21 protein-coding genes are annotated in these 23328 nt (G+C 52.9%); 15 read left to right on the forward strand and 6 right to left on the reverse strand.

Annotated elements, in window-relative coordinates; translation table 11 throughout:
* Window positions 1-6: 6 nt before the first annotated feature.
* Window positions 7-501, reverse strand: a complete 495-nt coding sequence (locus tag AC3WS9_RS09565) for a putative pterin-binding protein (protein WP_285144338.1) — start codon at window positions 499-501, stop codon at window positions 7-9.
* Window positions 502-1083: 582 nt separating this feature from the next.
* Between AC3WS9_RS09565 and AC3WS9_RS09570 the strand changes: the two genes are divergently transcribed.
* Window positions 1084-2061: a hypothetical protein gene (locus AC3WS9_RS09570; RefSeq protein ID WP_492487993.1), complete on the forward strand. Its 978-nt coding sequence runs from the start codon at window positions 1084-1086 to the stop codon at window positions 2059-2061.
* 177 nt (window positions 2062-2238) lie between these two features.
* Here the strand turns inward: AC3WS9_RS09570 and AC3WS9_RS09575 are convergent, their stop codons facing one another.
* Window positions 2239-2739: a glutathione peroxidase gene (locus AC3WS9_RS09575; protein WP_492487995.1), complete on the reverse strand. Its 501-nt coding sequence runs from the start codon at window positions 2737-2739 to the stop codon at window positions 2239-2241.
* Window positions 2740-3036: 297 nt separating this feature from the next.
* Here AC3WS9_RS09575 and AC3WS9_RS09580 point away from each other — a divergent pair, with 297 nt between their 5' ends.
* The 3 genes from AC3WS9_RS09580 (at window position 3037) to AC3WS9_RS09590 (ending at window position 5852) form a co-directional block, all read left to right on the forward strand.
* Window positions 3037-4260 carry an MFS transporter gene (locus AC3WS9_RS09580; RefSeq protein ID WP_492487997.1) on the forward strand — a complete coding sequence of 408 codons (1224 nt, stop codon included), beginning with the start codon at window positions 3037-3039 and terminating at the stop codon, window positions 4258-4260.
* Window positions 4261-4661: 401 nt separating this feature from the next.
* Window positions 4662-4844, forward strand: a complete 183-nt coding sequence (locus tag AC3WS9_RS09585) for a hypothetical protein (RefSeq protein WP_492487999.1) — start codon at window positions 4662-4664, stop codon at window positions 4842-4844.
* Between the two features lie 57 nt (window positions 4845-4901).
* On the forward strand, window positions 4902-5852 hold the full coding sequence (locus tag AC3WS9_RS09590; RefSeq protein WP_492488001.1) for a hypothetical protein: 951 nt from the start codon (window positions 4902-4904) through the stop codon (window positions 5850-5852).
* Window positions 5853-6090: 238 nt separating this feature from the next.
* On the opposite strand, the gene AC3WS9_RS09595 is transcribed toward AC3WS9_RS09590, so the two are convergent.
* From AC3WS9_RS09595 to AC3WS9_RS09605, 3 genes are all read right to left on the reverse strand, one after another.
* The gene (locus AC3WS9_RS09595; protein WP_492488003.1) at window positions 6091-6570 is read right to left on the reverse strand and encodes a hypothetical protein; all 480 of its coding nucleotides are present in this window, start codon (window positions 6568-6570) and stop codon (window positions 6091-6093) included.
* A 270-nt stretch (window positions 6571-6840) separates the two neighbouring features.
* Entirely contained in the window at window positions 6841-7191 is a 351-nt protein-coding gene (locus AC3WS9_RS09600) for a DUF1304 domain-containing protein (protein ID WP_492488004.1), read from the reverse strand.
* Between the two features lie 81 nt (window positions 7192-7272).
* Entirely contained in the window at window positions 7273-8178 is a 906-nt protein-coding gene (locus AC3WS9_RS09605) for an HlyD family secretion protein (RefSeq protein WP_492488006.1), read from the reverse strand.
* 666 nt (window positions 8179-8844) lie between these two features.
* Here AC3WS9_RS09605 and evgA point away from each other — a divergent pair.
* The 10 genes from evgA (at window position 8845) to AC3WS9_RS09655 (ending at window position 21705) form a co-directional block, all read left to right on the forward strand.
* Window positions 8845-9477: an acid-sensing system DNA-binding response regulator EvgA gene (evgA, locus tag AC3WS9_RS09610; protein WP_492488008.1), complete on the forward strand. Its 633-nt coding sequence runs from the start codon at window positions 8845-8847 to the stop codon at window positions 9475-9477.
* Window positions 9452-13081: a response regulator gene (locus AC3WS9_RS09615; RefSeq protein WP_492488010.1), complete on the forward strand. Its 3630-nt coding sequence runs from the start codon at window positions 9452-9454 to the stop codon at window positions 13079-13081. Before evgA ends, AC3WS9_RS09615 begins: the two co-directional genes overlap by 26 nt.
* Window positions 13082-13949: 868 nt before the next feature.
* Window positions 13950-14459 carry a fimbrial protein gene (locus AC3WS9_RS09620; RefSeq protein WP_285144348.1) on the forward strand — a complete coding sequence of 170 codons (510 nt, stop codon included), beginning with the start codon at window positions 13950-13952 and terminating at the stop codon, window positions 14457-14459.
* A 102-nt stretch (window positions 14460-14561) separates the two neighbouring features.
* On the forward strand, window positions 14562-15278 hold the full coding sequence (locus AC3WS9_RS09625; protein WP_492490316.1) for a fimbrial biogenesis chaperone: 717 nt from the start codon (window positions 14562-14564) through the stop codon (window positions 15276-15278).
* Complete coding sequence (locus AC3WS9_RS09630) at window positions 15262-15795, forward strand: fimbrial protein (RefSeq protein WP_492488013.1); 534 nt, start codon at window positions 15262-15264, stop codon at window positions 15793-15795. Before AC3WS9_RS09625 ends, AC3WS9_RS09630 begins: the two co-directional genes overlap by 17 nt.
* Window positions 15796-15816: 21 nt before the next feature.
* A complete protein-coding gene (locus AC3WS9_RS09635; protein ID WP_285155772.1) occupies window positions 15817-16377 on the forward strand; it encodes a fimbrial protein in 561 nt (186 codons plus the stop codon).
* 10 nt (window positions 16378-16387) lie between these two features.
* Window positions 16388-17131: a fimbrial biogenesis chaperone gene (locus tag AC3WS9_RS09640; RefSeq protein WP_492488015.1), complete on the forward strand. Its 744-nt coding sequence runs from the start codon at window positions 16388-16390 to the stop codon at window positions 17129-17131.
* Complete coding sequence (locus AC3WS9_RS09645; RefSeq protein ID WP_492488017.1) at window positions 17128-17880, forward strand: fimbrial biogenesis chaperone; 753 nt, start codon at window positions 17128-17130, stop codon at window positions 17878-17880. The genes AC3WS9_RS09640 and AC3WS9_RS09645 overlap by 4 nt, the downstream gene beginning before the upstream one ends.
* 17 nt (window positions 17881-17897) lie before the next feature.
* Window positions 17898-20480: a fimbria/pilus outer membrane usher protein gene (locus AC3WS9_RS09650; protein WP_492488019.1), complete on the forward strand. Its 2583-nt coding sequence runs from the start codon at window positions 17898-17900 to the stop codon at window positions 20478-20480.
* Window positions 20481-20529: 49 nt separating this feature from the next.
* Complete coding sequence (locus tag AC3WS9_RS09655; protein WP_492488021.1) at window positions 20530-21705, forward strand: hypothetical protein; 1176 nt, start codon at window positions 20530-20532, stop codon at window positions 21703-21705.
* Window positions 21706-21758: 53 nt separating this feature from the next.
* On the opposite strand, the gene AC3WS9_RS09660 is transcribed toward AC3WS9_RS09655, so the two are convergent.
* A complete protein-coding gene (locus AC3WS9_RS09660; RefSeq protein ID WP_492488023.1) occupies window positions 21759-22589 on the reverse strand; it encodes an EAL domain-containing protein in 831 nt (276 codons plus the stop codon).
* A gap of 321 nt (window positions 22590-22910) precedes the next feature.
* Between AC3WS9_RS09660 and AC3WS9_RS09665 the strand changes: the two genes are divergently transcribed.
* A complete protein-coding gene (locus AC3WS9_RS09665) occupies window positions 22911-23273 on the forward strand; it encodes a helix-turn-helix domain-containing protein (RefSeq protein WP_492488025.1) in 363 nt (120 codons plus the stop codon).
* Window positions 23274-23328 lie beyond the last annotated feature (55 nt).

The raw sequence follows: 23328 nt of genomic DNA on the forward strand, positions 1-23328 counted from the left end.
GACCCCTTACTCAATATTCATTCTGCTGACCTGCCACGCTGACCTGGAATAATAAATCTGATTATTCAGCTCAGGAATGCTGTCATAGGGGTAAACCACAAACAGCGGGCCTTTATCACGGATGCGCATATATTCTCCGTTGACTTTTAACGCCAGGATAACGTTGTATTTTTTAAAATCACTGAGCGGGATTTCCGTGGTGTAGTCATTGAGCGCAGTGACCTTAACAACAGATCCTTTCGCCCCGACATAATCCATGAGTTTTTGCAGTGGAATACCCGTGAAGGTCGTGCGGCCATCATACCAGGGGGAAGTGGTCTGGAAGCTGACCATACCCAGTTTCTCAAGGCTTGCGAGATCAAAAACGGCTTTGCCATCTTCATTGGTATTTTCGATGTGACCAGACAGCGTTAAAAGGATTTTACCGGCAGGTCTGGAAAGTTCACCCGCCCAGGCCTGTGTTGAGAGCGCAAAGCTTAACAGCATGACAATTAACCGCATTTTTGACCTCGAATATCAACCGGATGTTAAAGAATTATAATTTAGTTACTGTGCTATTTACATATCCGCCAGGGCTATTGTTAACGTAATCACTTTGCCAATATTTTAACTCATTAAAATCAACAGGTTAAAGGTTTTCTTTTTTTTAAAATTGATCGGGCAAGAGCGATGCCGTTATTTGATCGCCACCCAACGTGAGTACATCTGTTCAAAAAACAAGCCACCTGTTAACTCAGCGCAAATAAACACGCAGTAATACTAAGGTTTATGGGGCAGTGAACCGGAAGGGATTTCACGCCGTCTGGTCATTTTTAGACCCACTATAAAATCCGCCATCTCAAATGGTAACGGATGTTTAAAGTTTAAAATCCATTTGGCGCGAAATTATCTACTATCCTTAGTGCGTGGAATAAATTTCCACTGTGATTTTTTCGATTTCGTTTGTTTATGTTTTCAGCCTTTCTGTTTATCAATTGCATCACTTGGCTCATGAAGAGCCTCAATGTTGAAGGTGGTAATGTTTCCTGTTTCATCAATCAGTTCCTGGTTCCGAACGCAAAGATTAATTCAAGGACAACAGCTATGACTCACATTCACGAACAGTCCACAGTTAACACGTCGTATCCCGATACGCGTCTGCCTCTGCCTGCCGCGAGCAGCAGCGCCGTATCCTGGGGTGCCATCTTTGCCGGTGCGGCAGCAGCGGCATCCCTCTCTTTGATTTTGCTGATGTTGGGCGCCGGTTTAGGGCTCACGTCCGTTTCGCCATGGGAAAGTCGCGGGCTTGACGCCGGTACGGTGGGTATCGCGGCTATCGCCTGGCTGACCTTCACGCAAATTGTGGCGTCGGGTATGGGTGGCTATTTGGCCGGACGACTACGCACGAAATGGGTCGATACCCACACCGACGAAGTGTACTTCCGCGATACGGCACATGGTTTTTTGGCCTGGGCGGTGGCGGCGCTGGTCTCTGCTGCGCTGTTAACGAGCACGGTGGGGGCTATTGTGGGAGGGGGCGCTAAAATCGTAGGTACCGTTGCCGGAGGGGCCGCGGCGACCACGGCGGCTGGCGCAGCGAGTATGGCGAACGGGCCGTCCGCAGGGCCCGGTTCGTCAATGAACTATTTCGTTAACTCGCTGTTCAGGGCGAGCAATCCTGCCACACCGGCAAACGGCGCAGCCGATCCCGCTTCGCCAACTGCGGCTCCTGTCGCGCCATCACATCAACCCGTTTCGCCTGCACAGTTAGGTGAGGTGACCGGTATCTTTGCCAACAGCATTACCACCGGCGCCTTACCCCAGGACGATCGTCAGTATGTCGCCCGACTGATTGCTCAAAATACGGGTATCAGCCAGCAAGAGGCTGAACAGCGGGTACAGAGCACCTATGACAAAGCTCAGGCTAAGTTAAAAGAAGCGAAGGAAAAAGCGCAGCAGGCTGCTGATGCCGCACGTAAAACCACGAGCTATCTCATGCTCTGGACATTCATTTCTCTGCTGGCGGGTGCCTTCGTAGCCAGCTTGTGTGCGACCTTCGGTGGCCGTCAACGTGATTTATAATTTCTAATTATGCGAGAGGTTTAAAATGCGCTCATTATTACTGTTTTTTTTAGGCGTCCCCATTCCCATCATTATTCTGATTGCGCTGTTTGCCCATTAATATGTGTGTTTAACGCGGCATGTTAACCCGCTATATCAGAATCGTCGTAAGTAAAACATAAATGCCCGATAGGGCATTTATGTTTTTCCGAGCTCCTTACTTTCAAGGGCCGCCAGGATTGTGGCTTCCATTTTCTCCGGAGTGGTGAACGGTGCGAACCGCTTGAGCGGTTTGCCGTCGCGTCCGATCAGAAATTTCGTGAAGTTCCACTTGATCCGCCCGCCCAATACGCCAGGCAAGGCTTCTTTGAGATAACGAAATACCGGGTGCGCGGCGGCGCCGTTGACGTCTACTTTCTCGAACATCGGGAAAGTCACTCCGTAGTTGATGTGGCAGGTCTGAGCGATGTCGTCGGCGCTACCGGGCTCCTGCTTACCGAACTGGTTGCAGGGGAAACCAAGAATCACCAGCCCCTGGGCGGCGTACTTCTTGTAGAGCATTTCCAGGCCTGCATATTGCGGTGTGAAGCCACACTGGCTGGCCGTATTGACCACCAGAACCAGCTTACCCGCATAGTCGGCCATAGGGATGGGCTGGCCTTGCAGGCTGGTGGCAGTGAGTTGATGAAAAGCAGTCATGACGAAAACCTCATAGTGGAATCTTTATAAGAAGTTCCTGAGTATAGAGTTGGGGCTTTGAGATTGCAGCTTTTGGGATGGAAGGGATGGGGTAATCGGGGTGAAAGTCCGCTGAGAGCGAGAAGCGGACGCTCAGGCTTCGGGAATACCGCCTGCTTTTTGTGTGATACAATGTCGTATCTGCTTCCATGAAAGTAAATTATCCAATGTAAAGATTCTGTCTTTTAACAGTTTTTGCTTTCCGCATTGCCTGTGGGCTGTGTGGGCTTCTGTTATTTAAGGTGAGAATCTTTCCGCATGAATACTTTGCTGCTTGCGCTTTTTCGCGCACTGCGTAGTCATGACTGGCTGCGCTTCCTTGGTTTTGCCTATATCCTGTCATCCCTTGGTAATGGACTTACTCAGGTAATTGTTTTTGGACAACTTTTACACTGGCAGGCTTCTCCTGCGACTCTGACGATGGTTTATATGCTGTCAATGCTGCCCAGTTTTATAGGGAGCATCCTGGGCGAAGCCCTGTGTAAGAAGGTTTCACCACTCCGTATCCTGATTTTTACAGAGCTGCTCGGCCTGCTTGCACTTATTTTTCCGCTATATGGTTTGCTACATCATAACGTTCCGGCTCTGCTTGCGGTGCAGTGTTCGGAAGCGCTATTCAGCGGCATGAGTTACCCAGCTCTAACGCTGCTGTTTAAACGCGGATTACCGCATGACGAACTACCTGCAGCAACCGCCATGGAAACGATAATTTTTGCCTCACAGGTTTTGCTGGGTACCGGGTTGGGCGTTTTACTGTTCGACCAGATTTCTCCTTTGAATCTCCTTGCCATTGATGCCGTGAGTTTTGTCGCTTCTGCTGCTTTGCTTCTGATGTCAGCCTCTGTTTTTCAGGCGATGGAGCTGCAACCTGAAAAAGCGGTGCCTGACACGCATAAGTTATTCTGGCGATGTTTATCTCCCCTGCAAAAACGAAGCGTTATGCTTTTACCTGCCCTAGCAGCTGTGGGTTCTCCCGCAATGGCGCTTTTACCTGCTCTTGCACAGGAAATAAGGCCAGAAGAGTCAGCCGAGCTGGCACTGCCGCTGCTTTTTGCGCGCAGCCTCGGACAACTCTGCGGCCCGCTAATACTTAATGCTGGTAAATTGCAGCGCTATTCCGCTAATAACAGGCTGTTGTTGCTATGCCTGGGCGGATACATCTGTAGTTATTTTTTATTACCTTTGTCCGCCGGCTTTCCGTACGCCGGGCTTATTATGATTTTCAGTGCACACATGGGTTCGAATATTGTTTTTGCTTTAGGTACGTTCGGCGTACTTAAGAACTTCGCAGAAACTCAGGTCGCCAAAGCCAGTGCACTTGCATGGCGCGGACAGGTTCTGACCGCGGCTATTTCTACCGGTATAACCAGTGTGATAGCGCAGAATTTTGGTGCTTTTACTGCTCTGTACAGCATTTCTCTGTTCAGTCTGGGAGGCGTCGGAGTTTTGCTCTGGTTAAACAGGACACCCAGAACAAATTAACACGGGGTTGTGCGTAGCATCATCAACAAAAGTGGGGAGCAGGTTTCTCCCCACTAATATAATGTCCGCCCCTAGCACAAAGCGGACCGCCTGGAGTGCCACGATGTCTGCTGCGAGCGAAAAGCGGAAGCTTAGATGATATAATCCTTGTGACTCAATCGTTCTTTTAGTGAATAAAATCAAGACTTTCTTATACGTACATTATCTTGCTAAAAGATTTTGAGACTACTTCCATTGACGTTCCCTGTACGGAAAATCAGTAAGTTAAGTGCTGTTGGCATTCTTTTAGTTATTTTTCAAAAAATGTAAGAAACATCTCAAAACTTGCAATTTTTAAAGGATTATCTAGTCTTTGTATAAAGTAAAATCTTAGTGTTTTAAATCAGAAAGAGGTTTTTAACATGGTCAAAAAACATAACATTCAGAAAGAGTTGAAAACTGCACTCGACTCTATTAAAGAAGCACAAGCAGCCATTGAATCTTTAATGGATGTGCTCCCTGAATATACTAATGCTCCTGAATGTAATGTGGCAACCCCTCTAGATAAATCGGCAAAAGAAAACACCCCCAAGAAAAAACCTTAAGTTTATTTCAGTTCTATATTCCATTCCCATTGACGTTAAATTATAAGGATGTTAAGTATGGATATGTTGAAAACATCAACACTGACATTTCCAAATGCTTTGTCGACAACTATTTTTGACTTTCTTGTGAAAAATAAAAAACTTAGCGGCTCTTTTTCTGATCTTGGCAACAAAGAAGAATTATTCTCAAATTCAGCAGATTGGGATGAACTCATAACAACTGTTAAAAATAAAATTAACGATAGAGATTTGGGGATCGCCGTGATCGACATCCCAGAACCAAAAATCAACATTAATATAAAGGAAAGAATATGGTTTGGTGCATTTTTGGCTTTATTTTTAATTAGAAATATATTCACACCGAAAGTTGATAAAAACACAAAGTTAGATTTCAGCATTTACAATGCATCCTCACGTGGAGCGAAATTATTAGAAGAAAAAGGCATTAAATATTTCTCACCAGAAAAACATCTTGGGTTTCATACTGATGGTACAATTCTTGATGATTGCATTTTCTCACCTAGAACAGTAGGCATTTACAATATGTTTTTAGGCTATAAGAACCCTGGTGATTTTTACTGGATTCCATTTTCAAAATGGGAAAGATTTCACGATTTCATAGAATTAGCATCAGGTAAATCATTCCAATTAGAAATCACACCAATCACTTACAAAGATCGTAACGGGAATTTAATAATAGATCAGCAAGGCATCTATGACATTCCTCTTGTAGCTAAATGCAGCAACATGAACATTCCTTATTTCAACGGTGAAATCATTGGGTGCAAGAATAACCCCTTAGAGAAAGAAAGGGTAATTGAAATTATTAAAACACTTGGGGGTGAAGGTGAGGCATTCAAAATACAACAAAAAGAAAGACGCTTGATTATACTAAATAATTGGTTTGGGGCGCATGCGAGAGATGTTTTTCAAGAGCCCTGGATCCAAACTGGATACACTCGTTCTTTCTTTCGTGCAATGGATGAAGTAACACTCCGTTTTCAATGAAAATTTTATCAACTTACAAATACCTCACCCTATAAATCACATATAAAAATATATTATTTTACAGACCTGCATCTGTTCGTATGTATTTTAGGTCACTGTTTATGTGAATAACTACGTCCGCTTCTGGCACGAAGCAGACGTAGCGCTGAAGGACTGCATTAAGCGAGGAGGGGAAGTTTGCAAACGCTCTCATTGCTGAGGAAGGCCGCATCCTTGGCAGGATAGGATATGTTGCCACTCAATCTATCCAGGGCACAGGTTCACCTATATAAGTGTGTGTGCAGCAACGGCAAGTCACCTTAACGTCATTTTTCGTAATTGAAGGGTTTACCTGTTGCAGAATTCCATTCTCATCAACAAACAGACCCGGGAAAAAACTGCTTTCGCCAATGCAGACCAAATCCCTTCTCTGATATTCATGTAGCGCGACCAGCCAGAATACAGGCTCGGTGGTATCAAGACGTCCACATACTTCGCTGAATATTTCATCCCACGATTTGCCAATCGCTTTGATCAGAAAATAAAACAATGGTGTGTAGTCTCGGCCACGCTTCTGTCTGCCATGCATTGTCTCGCGCTTTGCCAGGAGCTCATCTCCGACTTTTTTACGATTGCGTTCCCAACGATACTCAGCACCTGGATTATTAGAATGGTGCCGCGTAGTCGTGTTGACGCTGCGATAAAGTTTACGGGACTTATTCAGCTGATGTGTACGCATAGCTCGATCTCGTGCATTCTTTTATTCCGTGAGTCAGTAACCCGGGTGGAGCGAGATTCAATGGTTTGTGACTGCATTAAAAATGCTCATGCTTAAAGGCAGTCATCATTCTGATGAAATACCTTCCCACTGACAATACCAACAAGTCCATATCTGAAACAAAGCAGACATGCGCCTGGAGTGATGACGCTAAACAAATAGCAAACACCCCATCTGCATACACATTATGCACCGTCGCCTTTAAAACAACGCCAACATTAACCCTTAACCTCAACGCACCAGCAAAGCAATTAACGCAACCAGCGCCGGAAGCGCCTGAACATAGAGGATCTTCCGGCTGGCCGTTATCGCGCCAAAAACACCCGCAATCAGTACGCAGGTCAGGAAGAACAAGGTGACCGGAACGCCGCTTTCGCCGAGCCATAATCCCCACAGCAAACCTGCCGCCAGAAAGCCGTTGTACAGGCCCTGATTGGCGGCCAGAACGCGGGTTTCACGGGCAAAATCTTCGCTCAGGTTAAACGCCTTGCGACCGGTTGGGGTATTCCATAAAAACATTTCCAGAACCAGAACATAGAGATGGATGGCGGCAACAACCGCGACGAGAATAGTGGCGAGCACAGAGGGCCTCAGGCATTGAGAAAAGGTGAGGTGGAGTATAGATAAGTTAATAAAACACCGCGAGTACTCAGTCAGAGTCCATTAATCTTCCAGCAAATACTTCCGGTATGCGCGCAGGATGTTGATTCCTTTTCTCACCAGCGAAAAGTGCGCGCTGCGAGTGCGGCGGTCGAGCAGTTTCACCCTCGAAGAAACCCCAATCCTTAGCGGATACTGGCTCATCTGCATCGGATTGATGGAGATCCGCACGGGAATTTTTTGCACCTCACTGATCCATTTTTCTGCGCTGCTGAGGGCGGACAGCGCGGCGTCGGCATCCTGATCCCACCCCTCCACCTGACCGTCGAACACCACCTTGTTGCCATACATCTCCGTCAGAATCACCGCTTTCTGGCCGACGCGGACGTCAGCGATCTCTGCGGCAGTAAAGTTGGCATTAATCCACATCTGGTCGGCGGGGACGATGGTCATCAGCGTTTGCCCGGGGCTGACGTGTAAACCCGTGTGCACATTCCGGTGCGCGACATACCCGCTCACGGGGCTTCGCACCCGCGTGCGATCCAGCGCCTCAGCGGCTTTTTGCAGGGCCTCTCTGGCCTGCACTATCAGCTTTTGCTGCGAGATATCCGCCTCGCGAAGCCAGAGCAAATTCCGGCGGTACTGTTGAATGGCGATATCCAGCGCCGCTTTGCTGCTGTTGACGTTTTTAAGCGCCTGTCGGAGATCGTCCTGCGAAATGGCCGCCGGGCCTATCGACTGTAACCGGCGGTTATACTCAATCAGCGCCTGCTGGTAGGTCATCTGGGCATGGAGAATCTGGGCATTATTCTGGCTGTCGGCGATGTAGCGCTCCTGGGTCTCTTTTTCCGTCTCCAGCAGGCTTTGTTCGGCTTTTTTAAACTGACGCTCTTCGCGGGCATTTTCCAGCTGCAGCAGAATATCGCCTTTACGAACTCTGTCACTGTTGACTGGTGCGATGGCCGCCACGCGACCCCCAGTTTCTGAGAAAATAAAGACAGGATTACCGGTAATATAGGCATCGCTGGTGTCTGGCATCGTGCGAAAACTAATATCTGGCCCGAAGCTGCAAATAAAATAAAAAATGATAATGAGCAGGGCGCATATCATTCTTTTTTTACTTTTTCGCTGCGGGTGTTTTTTGCCAAAACTAACGCTGGCTCCGTGTAATTTGTCCATGCGAGAGTGTATCCAGTCCTGCTGAACAGAATGTGATAATAATATTCAGTCAGGTTAATCATCCATGCGGATGAAATACAGGAGACACATCGGAAACTTTTGCAGGGGATATCCTACACGTGAAATCCCTGATGAATTAATTCTTTGTAAAACAATGGGTAAAAAATTGACATAAGTTTATTTTAAACCCTTCCTTAACGACTTTTCGCAAGCGCGATGTTTTCCTGCATGCCGTGATACACTTTATTTTAATGCTAATAGAAATCGTCTTCCCGAAACGGTAGACTTCTTCGACTCGACGTCCATTCGAATCACTAAATAATAAAGGTTTGTGAAAAACATTCATCCTCCTGCGGCACGTTATAATTACGCCATCAGGGGCGGTGATGTGCGTTGTCTTGTGGGCGAAAACCGGTGAGTCAGGAACCAGAAAAATGAAGCTAATAAGGAGCTAAGATGGCTAAAACCAATAAGTTACATGCTATCGTCGTTGATGACCATCCGCTGGCTCGTATGGCGATTAAAAATCTGCTCGAAAATGAGGGCATCACCGTCGTGGCGGAAGCCGGAGACGGCGCGCAGGCGTTACAGCTTGTCGGTGAGCACAGTCCGGATCTGGTGATTGTCGACGTCGATATTCCGGTGATGAGCGGTATTGAAGTGGTGGAGAAACTGCGCAAGCAGGCGTTCAGCCGGATTATTATTGTGGTCTCTGCCAAGAACGATCTTTTTTATGGCAAACGCAGCGCCGACGCGGGAGCGAATGCCTTTATCAGTAAGAAAGAGGGCATGACCAATATTATTGCGGCGGTCCACGCGGCGCAAAATGGTTACAGTTATTTCCCGTTATCACTGCAGTCGTTCATGGGCAGCCTTTCCTCGGAACAGGAAATGTTACAGTCTCTGTCGAGCCAGGAAATTAAAGTGATGCGCTATATTCTCAATGGCGATGACAATATGAAAATCGCGGCGGAAATGTGTATCAGCAATAAAACCGTGAGCACCTATAAAAGCCGTTTAATGGAGAAGCTGAACTGCAAATCCTTGATGGAACTATTCTCCTTTGCGCAGCGTAACGCGATTGGCTAACACCATGATCATGCGCGCTATCGCGGGGCTGTTTTTGCTGTTTATCCTGAGTGTTCCGGCGCGTTCAGCCAGCCCTGAACCGGCGACGCTCCAGCTTGCCAGCGATAATCAGGTGTTTACCCCCGCGCTGCCCTTGGGCCATTACGATCTGCTGTGGCTGGCGGCAAAACGCTCCCTGACCATAGCAGTGTACGGGCAGGAAACGCCGCCGCTGAGTATGAATTCGACGACCGGACGTTACCGGGGAATGAACGCGGACTACCTGCTGCTGATGGAAAACTCCCTGCAAATCCAGGTGGTGATTAAGCATTACGCCGATCTGGATCAGGCTTTAAGGGCGCTCAAGGCCGGGGAGGCGGATATTATTCTGACGTCGCCCGCCGGAGAGAGCGACCTGGATGCGGGTTTCTCCGCTTCACTGCCGCTGATCCGGGCTTACCCTACGCTTGTCACGCGTCAGGCAGATGTGATGAAGCCGCTTTCAAACGATAAGGACGAAGTGTCGGTGGCCATTAAGCAGGGCTACCCGTCCGAGCAGTTTATTAAAATGGTTTTTCCGAAGGCGCACATTACTTCCTATGCGGATAATTATCTGGCGCTGGCCTCGGTGGCAAATCACGAAAACGACTATTTCTTTGGGAATAACCTGACCTCCAGTTTTATTCTGGTACGCGATTTTTATCAGTCCCTGGAAATGGTGAAGTTCTGGCGTGAACCCCAGACGGGAAATCATTTCATCGTCCCGGCCGATCAGAAACAGCTGCTCGGCATTCTTGATACCTTTATCAGCTCCCTCACAGAACAGACCCATAAACAGATCGCCCAGTCGTGGGTCGATACCGGCAATATCTCGTTTCTCAATAAGGCGATGAAACTCACGCCACGGGAAGAGCGCTGGATTGCCAAACACCCGGTGCTGCGCGTACTGATTAACCCTTACTACGCCCCGATGAGCATGGTCGACGATCATCAGGAGATACGCGGTCTGCTGGGCGACATCCTGAATCTGATCCAGCTGCAAACGGGGCTGGTGTTCCAGCCGGTGATCGCCAACTCGAATACGGATATGGTCAACATCATGCGCAAAGGCGGCTGGGACGTGCTGCCGACGGCGACGTTCAGCGCCGAACGCGAAGAGGAGATGTTGTTCACCCATCCGTTTATCGCCACGCCTTTTGTGCTGGTGACCCGGGCGTCCTCGGGGCCAAACGAACTGCTCGCGCCGGGCTCCAAAGTGGCGATACCGGCCTACCATCCGCTGACGGACAAACTGAAACACAAATATCCGGGCGTGGAGTGGGTGATTGCCGAGAATACCAGTACCGCGCTCAGCAAGCTGATGCTCGGTGACGTGGATGCCGTGGTGTCTACCCAGCTCGCGTCGCGTTTTATCATCGATCACTACTACCCCGGCACCATGAAATACACCCGTATTCCGGACGAACCGTCCGCGCAGATTGCGTTTGCGATCCCGCGCGACGCCTCTGAACTGCAGAGTATTTTGAACAAGGCGCTGGACGACATTCCGCCTAAAGAGATCCTCAATCTGGCCGGGAAATGGATCAAAGCGCCAGAGGTGAAAATCGGCACCTGGAATCTGTATAACCGGCCTTTTTACCTGGTGATCGGTCTGGCGATTTTGCTGGTGATCACCAGCCTGCTGTGGGGCGTGTATCTCCTGCGGGCGATTGGGCGGGGCAAGGCCGCGCAGGCCGCGCTGAATTATCAGCTGACGTTCAGCCAGACCTTATCGAACTCCATTCCCGTGCCGGTCTACGTGATTACCCTCGAAGGAGAGCTCGAAAGTTACAACAGCGCGTTCAGCGAATTCTTCATTGCTGAGCGGCGCGAGGCGATGAGTTATTCTCTGTTTGACCGACGCAGCCCGCTGGCGGATGTTTTCTACACCGTACAGCCGGAGATTCAGCAGGGCCTGACACCCGGCCATGTGATCACCCATTCTCTGACCCTCAATAATGGCGGCGAAAATCGCCAGATCCTTCACTGGCTGACGCTCTGCCTGATGCCGGAAAACCGGCCTGCGATCCTGATTTGCGGCTGGCAGGACATCACCGAATCCCGACAGCTGATGAAAGCGCTGCAGGTGGAGAAAGACAAAGCCATCGATGCGAATCAGGCCAAAAGCCAGTTCCTGGCGAGCATGAGCCATGAGATCCGCACCCCGGTCAGCGCGATCATGGGCTTCCTTGAGCTGTTGACCACCCGCAAACAGAGCGCGGAAGAGACCAAAGAGGCGATTCAACTGGCCTACAGCACGGCGCAAACCCTGATCGCGCTGATTGGCGATGTGCTGGATATGGAGAAAATTGAGTCCGGCAATTTTACCCTGACGCCGGAATGGGTCGATCTGGAGTCGGTGATTAACGCCACGGTCGCCAATTTTGAAGGGCTGGCGCGGCAGAAAAATCTGCGCCTCACGGTCGATTGCCGTCTTGAAGACGGGAAAACGCTGTGGCTTGACCCGCAGGCGATCAAACAGGTGCTGTCGAATCTCCTGAGCAACGCCATCAAATTTACCGCCGAGGGCGGTGTGGACGTGATGGCCCACACCCAGGCGATGGGCGAGGAGCGGGTGTATCTCACGCTGAGCGTGCGGGATACGGGGGCGGGCATTAGCCATGTCGAACAACAGCAGCTGTTTAAGCCCTTCAGCCAGACGGAGTCGGGAAAACGGCAGATTGGCTCGGGCCTGGGTCTGGTGATTTGCCGGGAAATGGTGGAGCGTATGGCGGGGCAGATCAGCATCACCAGCCAGCCGGGCATGGGCACCACCATGATGGTGACGCTGGTGACGCAAACCTCTGATCATGCGCCCGATGTGCCGCTGATCGCCGAACAGGAAGCGACGCTCCCCGCCTCGCTTCGAATTGTGATTGCTGAAGATAACCCGACCAACCGCCTGCTGCTGCGCCGTCAGCTGGATATTCTCGGCTATCACGTCGACGAGGCGGAAGATGGCCTTCAGGCGCTGAACCTGATCAGAAATCAGGAGTATGACCTGCTGATTACCGATCTGAACATGCCCAATATGGACGGCATCACCCTGACCCAACGGGTGCGCGAGCTGAATCAGAATATGGTGATCTGGGGGCTGACCGCCAATGCGCAGACGGAAGAAAAAGAGCGCTGCCTGGCGGTGGGTATGAATTTGTGTCTGTTCAAACCCATCGAGCTGCAGCAGCTCAAGGCAGCGCTGAGCGGGGTGAATATGGCTGAGGACGGGCCGCCGCTTGAGGCGTTCATCGACATGCCAGGGCTGGAAGCGCACAGCCTTGGCGATAAGAAACTGATGTGCCAGATGCTTGAACAGGCGCGGATTGAAAACGACAAAGACGTCGCGGCGGCCGTTCAGGCGCTGGCGCAGGAAGAGTGGGATGTGCTGCAACACCACTTGCACCGCATCAACGGCACGATGCAGCTCCTGGGCGCGACGCCGTTATATGAGCTGGCCGAAACGCTGGAGAATCAGCTGGCGGCCGGGCTTCATCCGCCCGCGCTTGAGAAGGGGGTTATGCAGCTGGAGCAACAGATTAGCGCTCTCAATGCGGCGATTGACGGTTATTCACGTTCTGTTCGCCATTAAATAAAGCATCGGATGTGATTAATGGTTGTCCCAGGACCTTTATGGCATGAGTGGAATTGTTCCGTTCACTTTCGTTCCTCTGCTTCCGGTCCATCTCTCTGCGGTGAACGTGCCAGGGTGGCTCAATCGCCACCACCCTGGCAACCCCGGCTCCCGGCAAAGAAAATCGCCGCTTCGCGGTGCCCTCAGCTTATTCCTTGCGGCTATCGGGTCGGGCGCGATCCTGCATCCATGCAGGTCGCACCCTCTCGGCGCTTCCCTGCGCCTCGACCCGGCCTCCAGGAAACGCTTCGGCGATTTTCAGCCGGACTCACGATCCCTCAACCTTCACAGCAGCCTGAAAGTGGCACCGGTGTGGGTCCCCGCAGAAATCGGCGAACCGGAGGCCGGATGACAAGGGCTGGACGCCAGGGATGGCGGCCAGAGGCGAAACGAGACAGGAAGTCGAGTCGAGCCGACCGCAGGCAGATGGCCGGGAGGTGAGCGCAGTGCGAAGCACCGATTTCATGGCGGGGCGCGGGGATTGACAAGGGGGCCGCGCAGCCCCCTTGTCACGTTCACAGGTGATTAAGCGATTATATTCTGCTGAACATAAGGTGAACGGAAAAACCTCAGGTGTTTAACTGGCCAGCACTATCCAATATGATGGCTTTATTTTTAAATCACGTCGTGTTAGTTTTTGAATTAGCTAATCTATTATTCAGAAAATAAATAGCGTCCTACACCTGTAGTCGACGACCTTCATTAAAATCATCCCCCTCCCATAGTTAACCATTCTGTCACGCTATATTATCTTTCCATCAGCCACGGCAGGCTGAGATAACTCTTTTTAACCGTAACAAACGCTATTTTAATGAAGGATTGAGTAATGAATAAAATGATCGCCCTTGCGCCCGTCGCTCTGGTTTTGGGTTTTGTGGGTCACGTTCAGGCGGCCACTCAGGCTGATGTGACTCTGCAGGGGAATATTGTTTCCACCACGTGTGAAGTCACGGCAAATAACGGTGCGGCAACGCTGAACGTGGGTTCTTTCGCCAAGACTGAATTCACCGCAGCGAAACAACAAGTGGGCGAAGAACCACTGGTTGTGACCCTGAAAAACTGTAATGCCGACGAAGAAGGGGCACTGCAGGTCAGCGGCGTGGTGGGTTCTGACAACAACCTGTTCCTGAGCGACGTTGCCCAGACTGCGGGCTTTATGCTGAAGCAGTCCGACAACACCACTCAGGTCACCAACGACACCAGCATCCCGGTTGTGGCTGATGAAGACGGCGCGCTGAGCTACACCTTCACCGCCGGAATGGCAGTGATGGATACCGCAAACGTACTGCCAGGCGCATACAACGCACCGGTTAAAATTTCCTACGTTAGCAACTAATTGCAGCAAATCCGTCGCCCGCATTCACCCTGAGGGCGACGCGGAGAATAAAAAAGAGAGGCACTTGCGGTCTCTCTTTTCATTGAACGGGCAGAATTTATGATGAAGCGTTATCACCAGGCCGGCGTTATTTTAAGCCTGAGCCTTTTATTCCTTCAACCGGCATTCGCCAGTATCAGTATTGGTACTTCGCGCGTGATATTTTCCGGTAGCGAAAGCAGTCAAAGTGTTGACATTAATAACCGGTCGCATACTCAACCTTACCTTATTAATGTCGGTATTTCAGAAAGCCTTTCAGCGAAATCTTCGGACAACGTATTTATGCCTGTCCCGGCATTGTTTCGTATTGAATCCGATGCCAGTAATAAGATTCGTATAGTTAAAAAATCCAATTCACTGCCGCGCGATCGGGAGTCTGTTTTTTATCTGAATATTATGTCTATTCCGACCGGGAAAGCCGGACAGGGGAATAATGAGAATACCGTCGGCGGAACCCTGCAGGTGGCGACCGGCAATACGGTGAAACTCTTCTATCGCCCGGATAATTTGCCGCTGACGCAGAAAGAGGCGATGGGGAAACTACAGTTCTCTCGTACAGGCCAGGGCGTGAAGGTGACGAACCCGACGCCTTACTACATCTCCCTGAACAAGCTGATGATTGACGGCAAAAAAATCAAACTCGACGTCATCAAAGGCACCAGCATGGTGGCCCCGTTTGCGGCAAATACCTATCCGGTCAGCGTCGGGCAGGGGAAGGCAGAGTGGGCGGCGATTAACGATTTTGGTGGCGTGGAGGCGTTCCGTGGCGCCGTTCATTAAACCGCTTTTTGCCGGAATGACGCTGATGTTATCAGGCGCGGCGGCCAGTGCCGCCACCACAGAGATTAAGGCCAATATCGTCGACGGCAGCTGTCAGGTCTCCCTCGATAACGCCAGCATCACCTTTGATCAGAAAGATGTGACCCAGTTTGCCACTGGCACGGCGCAAATTCTGCCCCTGGGCGTGAACCTGAACTGCGTGGAAATGCAGGGTAAATCGCCGTCCCTGAGCGTGACCGGGGAATCGAGCGGGCTGACGGACACGCGCCTGTTCCGCGCCGCCAGCTCAACGGCGAAATACGCCGGTTTTATGCTGAAAAAAGGGACGCTCACCAGCCTGAATGATTTCTATCACGCGGCGGATACCGTCGCGCCCGGCGACATCGTGGCGATTGCTCAGGATCAGGGCAGCTCCGTGCAGCCGTTTTCCGTCGGCCTGGTGCGCAGTGCAGGCGATCCGATGCTGACGCAGGGTAACGTCAACGCCCGCATTACCTTTGCCTTTATTTTTCCTTAACGCTTTCAACCGACAAACCCGATGAAAAATTTGAACATTTTATCAGGGCATTTCATTGCCCTGAGGAGATCCCTTTGCCTGTGGCTGATGGGGATGGCGGCCAGCGCGACGGCGGCGGATGTGCAGTTCAGCGCCACCTTTCAGGCCCCGACCTGCCAGGTTTCCGCCCCGGCGACGCTTGATTTCGGCGCCGTGCTCTCCTCTGACATTCGCCAGGGCCTCAGTCTGGCCGATCCGCTTGCGCTTGAGATCACCCTGACGCAATGCGCCGGTTTTATCGGTGCGGTCCAGCGCCCCGGCATCACCGTGACCGGCGCGGGCAATTCCGCCTCCGGTGATTTCCTGTTCCGCCAGGCTACCTCTCAGGCGGTGAATTACGGCGTGCGTCTGGTGACGGCGGCGGGCGTGGTGGTGGCGAACAATACGTTCATTCCTGCCCCCGCAGACGCCGCGAGCTTTAACGGCGGCACCAGCACCATTCCGCTCAAAGTGGCGCTCTCCTGCGGGAATCAGTGTACCGATGCCGCCACAAAATCCGGGCTGCTGAACGCCAGCATTACCTTTGATTTCGCGTATCAGTAAGGAGCTCTCCATGAATCTTGTTTCTTTGATTGTGCGCCGGATGCTGCTGGTGTCCGCACTGCTGGTGGCCCTGGTTCAGGGCGCGACCGCAGAAAACGGCGGGATCAGCATCAGCCGGACGCGCGTCATTTTTCAGTCCACGGATAACGCCCAGACGGTGAGCCTGCAAAACCACGGAACCCTGCCGTATCTGGTGCAATCGGCGGTCGTCGCCAGCCCGAACGGACGTGAGCCCGCGCCATTTCTCACCACGCCGCCGCTGTTCCGCCTGGAAGGGCACAGCAAAAACGCGGTGCGAATTTTGCGCAAAGGCGATGCCGCGCTGCCGGACGATCGTGAGTCGGTCTTTTATTTCACCGCGATTGCCGTGCCGTCGATGAGCCAGCCCAAAGCGAGCGACGACGCTGCGCTGGCGGCGCGGGTTTCCGTGGGCATTCAGAACACCATCAAGCTGTTTTACCGCCCGGTGGGGCTGGCGATAGCGCAGGAAGAGGCGGCGGGACGGGTAGGTTTTCAGCATAGGGGGGCAACCGTGCAGGTGAGCAACCCGACGCCCTATTACCTGACGTTCTCGCGCCTGGCCTTTGATGAGGCAGAAGTGGACACCAGCCGCGGGATCATGATCGCGCCATTTTCACATATCAGCCTGCCTGCGGCGGGCAACGTCCGCCGGGCGCAATGGACGCTGATTAATGACTATGGCGGCAACAGCCCGCTCTTCAACGCCGCTGTGAAAAGTGGAGGGGCAACATGAAACGCATTTTGCTGCTGGCCGCGCTGACAGGCGCGCAGCCCTGTTTTGCCTCCCCGGAGACCGCGTCCGGGTTTTCCCTAAACCAGTTTCGGATTGTCTATCCCGCGGCGGAAAAGAAGGGCATCACCTGGTCGATGACCAACAACACCGGACGCGCATATCTGATGCAGTCGTGGATCCGCCCGATGGATTTCACCACCGGATTACCGGCCGCTGAAAGTGACAGCAAAGGGCCTGGCGACGCCATTCCGCTGATGGTCACGCCGCCGCTCAAGCGCCTTGACCCCGGCGAGCAGCTCACGCTGCGTATTCGACTGACGGGCATGACGCTGCCGCAGGACAGGGAATCGGTCTTTTATCTTTCGGTGAAAGGCATCCCCGCGATGCCGGACAAAGCCAGCCAGACCGGCGGTCAGCTGGTGCTCGCGGTGGTTAACAACATGAAGATGTTTTACCGGCCTGCGGGATTGCCCGACGAGGGGGTGAAAGGTGCCGCGAAACAGCTGCGCTTCAGCCTGCAAAACGATGCGCTGGTGGTCGATAACCCGACGCCGTTTTACATCAACTTCAGCCAGGTGACGGTGGGTGGGAAACCGCTGGAGGCCGAAGCGTTACGCAGGCTGGTGCCGCCGAAAGGGCAGCAGCGTTACCCCGTATCAGCGGGCATGCGCGGAGAAGTGACGTGGCAGGTGGTGGACGAAGACAGCCAGCAAACCGCAGTGCAGCGCCAGACAGAGAATAATTCATAACACAGCAGGGAACGATTTTGAGTAAGACATTAACCTCCTGTTTCAGGATAAACGGCACGCACACTATTCCGCGCCATTCGCTGGCCCTTTTCGTGCTGATGAGCTGCCAGAGCGCGTGGGCAGAAGATTACTTTGACCCCGAGCTGCTCTCGCTGGGAACCGGCACCTCCGACGTCGATCTCTCTGCGTTTTCGCACGTGGGCGGCGTGGCGGAAGGTGATTATCTGGTCACGATTTTCGTCAACCAGCGTGAAGCCGAGTCTCGTGAGCTGAGTTTTAAAAAAAATACGCAGGGCAATGTCGTGCCGCAGCTGACGCCGGCGTTGCTGAAAACTCTGGGCGTCAACGTCGACCAGCTGCCGGCCCTGAAAGATCTCCCCAAAGACCAGCCGGTGGCCGACCTGAGCGCGCTGATCCCGCAATCTACGGTGAAATTTGATCTCTCGCGCCTGCGTCTGGATGTCAGCATCCCGCAGGTGGCGATGCAGCCGGGCAAGGACAGCCAGAGCGACCCGGCCCTGTGGGACGACGGGATCCCGGCGATGCTGTTTAACTACAACCTCAGCGCCGGGCGCAACGAGCAGACGGCGAACGGCGATTCGCGCGCGACCAACAACGTCTTTGCCAACGTACAGACCGGCGCGAACGTCGGCGCATGGCGTCTGCGCAGCACGCTCACGCACAGCCAAACGAACGCTGACGACGGCAACAGCAGCCACAGCACCCGTTTTTCCAGTACTTATCTGGCGCGGGATGTGCGCGACTGGCGCTCGCGCTTGCTGATGGGCGAAGCCAGCACCGGCGGCGACGTGCTGGATGGCGTGCCGTTTCGCGGGGTGCAGTTGCGTTCCGCCGAGCAGATGATGCCCGCGCGTCTGCGGGGCTTTGCGCCGCAGATTAACGGCGTGGCGAACAGCAACGCGCGTGTGACCGTGCGCCAGAACGGGTACGTGGTGTACGAGACGTACGTCGCGCCCGGTCCGTTTGAAATCAAAGATCTGTACCAGGCGGGGATGTCCGGCGACCTGGATGTGGCGATCACCGAATCGGACGGCAGCGTCCATACCTTCGTGGTGCCCTATTCATCGCTGCCGGTGATGTTGCGCCCGGGGGCGGTGAAATATGAACTCACCGCCGGACGGTATGACGGCGGCACGACGCAGGGATCGCGCGAGTCCGACTTTGTGCTCGCCACGCTGATCTACGGTTTGCCGAAAAATCTCACCCTCTACGGCGGCCTGCTGACGTCGCAGAAGTACAGTGCGCTGAGCATGGGGAGCGGGGTGTCGCTCGGTGACTGGGGGGCGATGTCGGCTGACGGTACCTTTTCGAGCACTCAGTTTGAGGATAAAGATCGTCAGGGCGGGGCCTCGTGGCGCGTGCGCTATTCAAAAAGCATGCTCTCTACCGGCACCTCCGTGGACCTGACGGCGCTGCGTTATTCCACCCGCAACTACTACAGCTTCGCGGAGTACAACAGCGTCGGGTATGCGCAGCGGGAGGACGTATCGCCGTGGCTGTTGAGTCGCCGTCGCAGCAGCTTCCAGACCCAGGTGACGCAGCAACTCGGCGACTGGGGCTCGGTCAGCCTGCGGGCGAACCGCGACGATTATTACGGCTCGACGAAAACCCTTACCAGCCTGGCGGCAGGGTATAACGGCAGCTATCGCGGCGTCAGCTACGGGCTGTATTACACCGTCGACCGCATGAAAGGCAACGGCGACTGGCCGGAAAACCGTCAGCTGTCGTTCAACATGACGGTTCCGTTCAGCCTGTTTACCTACTCGCCTGCGCTGCAAAACACCTGGGCCAGCAGCCAGTTCACGCACGATAACCAGGGCCGGACGCAGAATCAGGCCGGGATCGCCGGAAGCAACGCCGACGGCGCGTTCTCCTACAGCGTGATGCAGGGCTGGGGTAACCAGGATCAGGTCAGCAACAGCAACCTCAATCTGGGCTATCAGGGCAGCAAGGGCAACATTTCCGCCGGGTACGGCTATTCGTCTGACATGCGCTCGATGAACGTCAATATGAGCGGCGGCGCGGTCGTCCACTCGCAGGGTGTGACGTTGTCACGGCCTCTGGGCAGCTCGGTCGCGCTGATCAGCGCCCCAGGCGCGGAAGGTGTCAGCCTGTCGAACAATGGCGGGAAAACGGACTCGCGCGGCTACGCCGTGGTGCCTTATCTCTCGGACTACAGCCGCAACAGCATCGGCCTCGACCCGAGCACGCTGCCGGATAACGTCGATTTGCCGCAGAACCAGCAGACGGTTTATCCGACCAACGGGGCGGTGGTGAAAGCCGAATTCGCCACCCGCATTGGCTATCAGGTGCTGATGACGTTGATGCGAGACGGCGGGGCGGGCGTGGTGCCGTTTGGCGCCACCGCTGTGCTGGCGCAAAGCGCCGCCGGGGAGGAGAACACCGGGATTGTGGGCGATAACGGACAGATCTACCTGACCGGTTTACCGCAAAAAGGTGAGCTGGCGGTGACGTGGGGCAAAGGCCGCGATAAGCAGTGCCGCGTGAGCTACAACCTGCAAGGCCTTGCGCCGACCGCGCAGATGCCGGTGATTCAGATGAACGGCGACTGCCGCTAACTAACATGACATGCGCCACCGTGCAGTCGTGGCGCACAAGGAGTAAAAAATGACCCATCTCCGTTCGAACGGCCCGTGGAAACGCCGGGCAAAAACACTTTTGGGTGCAGCAGTGCTGCTCAGTGCGGCGAACTGTTCCGCGCTGGAGCTTCGCTCCGGTTATCAGGTGATCAGTGACGTGATGAATACCACCCTGCAATGGACCACCGGGGGCATCGTGCCCGGCAACAAGCCCGGCTGGTATTATTCGACCAACCTGGTGCCGTTCCTGGGCTACGGGCAGGTCGGCACGATTCTGGTTTCTGCGGCACCGCTCTCCACCGGCGAGTGCATCAACATGTATCCGATGGCGACGTACGACGGCTACCGGGGATATGAAATTGCTGCCGGGATCCTGGTGATCCCGTTCGGCACGATGTCAGGCCCGATGGTGGTCACGCCGGGGTCGATGAATCCGAGCACCAACGGCGGGACCTTTACACCGAACAGTAACCCTGGCCTGAACACTACCTCCTCGGCGTCATGGGATAAATTTGGCACCGGGAGCGGAAACTTGAGCACCCGCACCGACTGTCTGGGCGTGGGCACCACCTATACGGTCTCAACCGGCGTCGTGGAAATGAACACCGGCGGCGGCACCCAGGCGGCGATTGGGTATGGGGTGTACGTAAAACCGGGCGCGGCGAAAATGTCGACCAAAACCGTCTACGCCCAGGCATCGCGCGGATACCGCTGGAACGCCACGACCTCAACCTTTGAGCAGCGCACCTTTTCACTGACCTGGACTGGCGTCAGCTGCAACGTGAGCACACCTTCTTCTATCTCCTTCGGGGACGTTACCCCGTCGGATGTCGGAAAACCAGGCGGCATTCCCGTGAGCTCGCAGTTAGATGTTTCCTGCGTCAACCCGACGGGAACCTCACTCCCGGTCTCGTGGTCTGTGACGCCAAAATCTCAGGCGGGAGACAAAACCAGCGTGCCTCTGATGTCGGCCAACGGCGCAATTAATGGCGATGTGCGCGGCTTCCGCGGCACCACGGCGACGGCGGATGCCGGTTGCACGGACAAGAGTTCATCGGTGGCGATGGACGGTTCGAAAACCCCTTTACGCACCATTACCACGGAGACGTCCTGGTCGGATCCGCTGGTGTGGGTGCTGTGCCCGCGAGCCAGCGCAGATCCAGGGCTGGCAACAGCGGCAGTGGTGATTGATTTGAACTGGTGACCGATCGCTCTAAATTCAGGAACAGAGGCGTTTCCCGTGAGGGGACGCCTTTTTCATTGTGGGGACTGGGCAGCGAGGGTGAAAAAGGTCGCCATCGCAACCGGCTTCGAGAAGTAATATCCCTGGAGATGGGTGACACCCATTGCGATCAGTTTTTCCTTCTGTGCCGCCGTTTCGACACCTTCCGCAATGGTCATGCAGTGCATATCGTGCGCGAGGGCGATAATATTGCGCACGATAATTTCTTTTGTCACGTCGGAATCTATATCAGCGGTAAAGAGTTTATCGATCTTGATATAGCGTGGACGAAACTGCATCAGATAATGATAATTTGAATGCCCGGTGCCAAAATCATCTATCGAAATCATCACGCCGAGGGCTTCAAGTTGTTCACAGATACCCTGAGCCATAGAGGTATTATGGACAGGTTCCCGTTCTGTAATTTCCAGCCCTATATGTAAATCAGTATGTTGAGTTTTCTGTATAAAGGCGCGGCACTCTCTCAGGATCTCATTATTCTTAAAGTCCGCGGCGGAGACGTTAAAAAACAGCGTCATGTCGTGGAGGTGAATACTTTTACTCGCAATAATTTCTTCTGCCACGCGCTGAAAAGCGTACTGGGTAATACGCGTAATCAGACCATGTCGCTCAGCTAAAGGAATAAAACGCTCAGGTGAGATATTCCCCAGGTGGGGATGATGCCATCGCATCAGCACTTCGCCGCCGACTAGCTTGCCACTCTGCGCGTTGTAGATCGGCTGGACATAAGGAGTGAGCTCGTTTCTGGCTAACGCCTTGCGCAGCATCACCGGTAAAACGTCGCCGGAAGACGTCATGCTGGCAAAGGCCATAAACATCAGGGATAGTCGATTGCGAAGAAGCATGGGTAACTCAATTTATATTTGGATTAGCGTTATAAGGGATTTCTCCTTAATATTAAATAAACACTATGCGTATTGATGTGAATTTCAGATGCGGGCTACGCGTGTAAGAAAGCACCGACATAATAATCCTCTTTTGCTGATATTAGCGTAATTATATTTATGCAAAAATAGCATCCTACTGTGGGTGAGGGCGCTATGATGAGTTTGTCGCAGGTTATCATTTCAAATGATTGTTTTTTCACTCTCGCATTAAAAACCTTAATGCCGTCGAAATTGCTAAACGGTGCTTGTCTTATTGTTGATGTTAAATCAACGGGGCGCATGCAGGTGGAGCAATATGCCGCGCATAATAAAAAGATTTTTGCTTTTATCTGCAGCGATTTTGATTATTACGCGTTGTGTCATCTGGATAATGTGGTGTTTATCGACCGTAAAAGCGATATCAACGAAGTGCTGTTATGTCTTTCGACGAACCATTCGCACTTAAACTATCGCCTGAAAGTGAAACTGTCCAAAAATGAGGGCTATGTGCTTTCGTGTCTTCAGGAAGGTCTGGATACCCGCGAAATCGGCGAGCGTCTGGGCGTGGATATCAAGTCAGTCTATGCAAGCCGTTTGCGTCTGATGAACAAAATGCAGGTCGGAAACCGCATTGATTTGTACCAGAATATCGTGCGCCAGTGAGTCACGAAGCGATAAAAAAATCCACGCCGGGGCTTGGATTTTTAGTTTTCAGGGG

It is taken from the genome of Lelliottia sp. EB106-05-01-XG201 (assembly GCF_058791735.1).

Excerpts from the sequence above, each read along its gene's own strand:
- AC3WS9_RS09655 (WP_492488021.1), top strand. The coding sequence starts at position 20,530 with ATGACCCATCTCCGTTCGAACGGCCCGTGGAAACGCCGGGCAAAAACA.
- AC3WS9_RS09570 (WP_492487993.1), top strand. The coding sequence starts at position 1,084 with ATGACTCACATTCACGAACAGTCCACAGTTAACACGTCGTATCCCGAT.
- AC3WS9_RS09635 (WP_285155772.1), top strand. The coding sequence starts at position 15,817 with ATGAAAAATTTGAACATTTTATCAGGGCATTTCATTGCCCTGAGGAGA.
- AC3WS9_RS09665 (WP_492488025.1), top strand. The coding sequence starts at position 22,911 with ATGCAGGTGGAGCAATATGCCGCGCATAATAAAAAGATTTTTGCTTTT.
- AC3WS9_RS09580 (WP_492487997.1), top strand. The coding sequence starts at position 3,037 with ATGAATACTTTGCTGCTTGCGCTTTTTCGCGCACTGCGTAGTCATGAC.
- AC3WS9_RS09575 (WP_492487995.1), bottom strand. The coding sequence starts at position 2,739 with ATGACTGCTTTTCATCAACTCACTGCCACCAGCCTGCAAGGCCAGCCC.
- AC3WS9_RS09625 (WP_492490316.1), top strand. The coding sequence starts at position 14,562 with ATGAAGCGTTATCACCAGGCCGGCGTTATTTTAAGCCTGAGCCTTTTA.
- AC3WS9_RS09620 (WP_285144348.1), top strand. The coding sequence starts at position 13,950 with ATGAATAAAATGATCGCCCTTGCGCCCGTCGCTCTGGTTTTGGGTTTT.
- AC3WS9_RS09565 (WP_285144338.1), bottom strand. The coding sequence starts at position 501 with ATGCGGTTAATTGTCATGCTGTTAAGCTTTGCGCTCTCAACACAGGCC.
- AC3WS9_RS09595 (WP_492488003.1), bottom strand. The coding sequence starts at position 6,570 with ATGCGTACACATCAGCTGAATAAGTCCCGTAAACTTTATCGCAGCGTC.
- AC3WS9_RS09585 (WP_492487999.1), top strand. The coding sequence starts at position 4,662 with ATGGTCAAAAAACATAACATTCAGAAAGAGTTGAAAACTGCACTCGAC.
- AC3WS9_RS09645 (WP_492488017.1), top strand. The coding sequence starts at position 17,128 with ATGAAACGCATTTTGCTGCTGGCCGCGCTGACAGGCGCGCAGCCCTGT.
- AC3WS9_RS09660 (WP_492488023.1), bottom strand. The coding sequence starts at position 22,589 with ATGCTTCTTCGCAATCGACTATCCCTGATGTTTATGGCCTTTGCCAGC.
- AC3WS9_RS09590 (WP_492488001.1), top strand. The coding sequence starts at position 4,902 with ATGGATATGTTGAAAACATCAACACTGACATTTCCAAATGCTTTGTCG.
- AC3WS9_RS09640 (WP_492488015.1), top strand. The coding sequence starts at position 16,388 with ATGAATCTTGTTTCTTTGATTGTGCGCCGGATGCTGCTGGTGTCCGCA.
- evgA (WP_492488008.1), top strand. The coding sequence starts at position 8,845 with ATGGCTAAAACCAATAAGTTACATGCTATCGTCGTTGATGACCATCCG.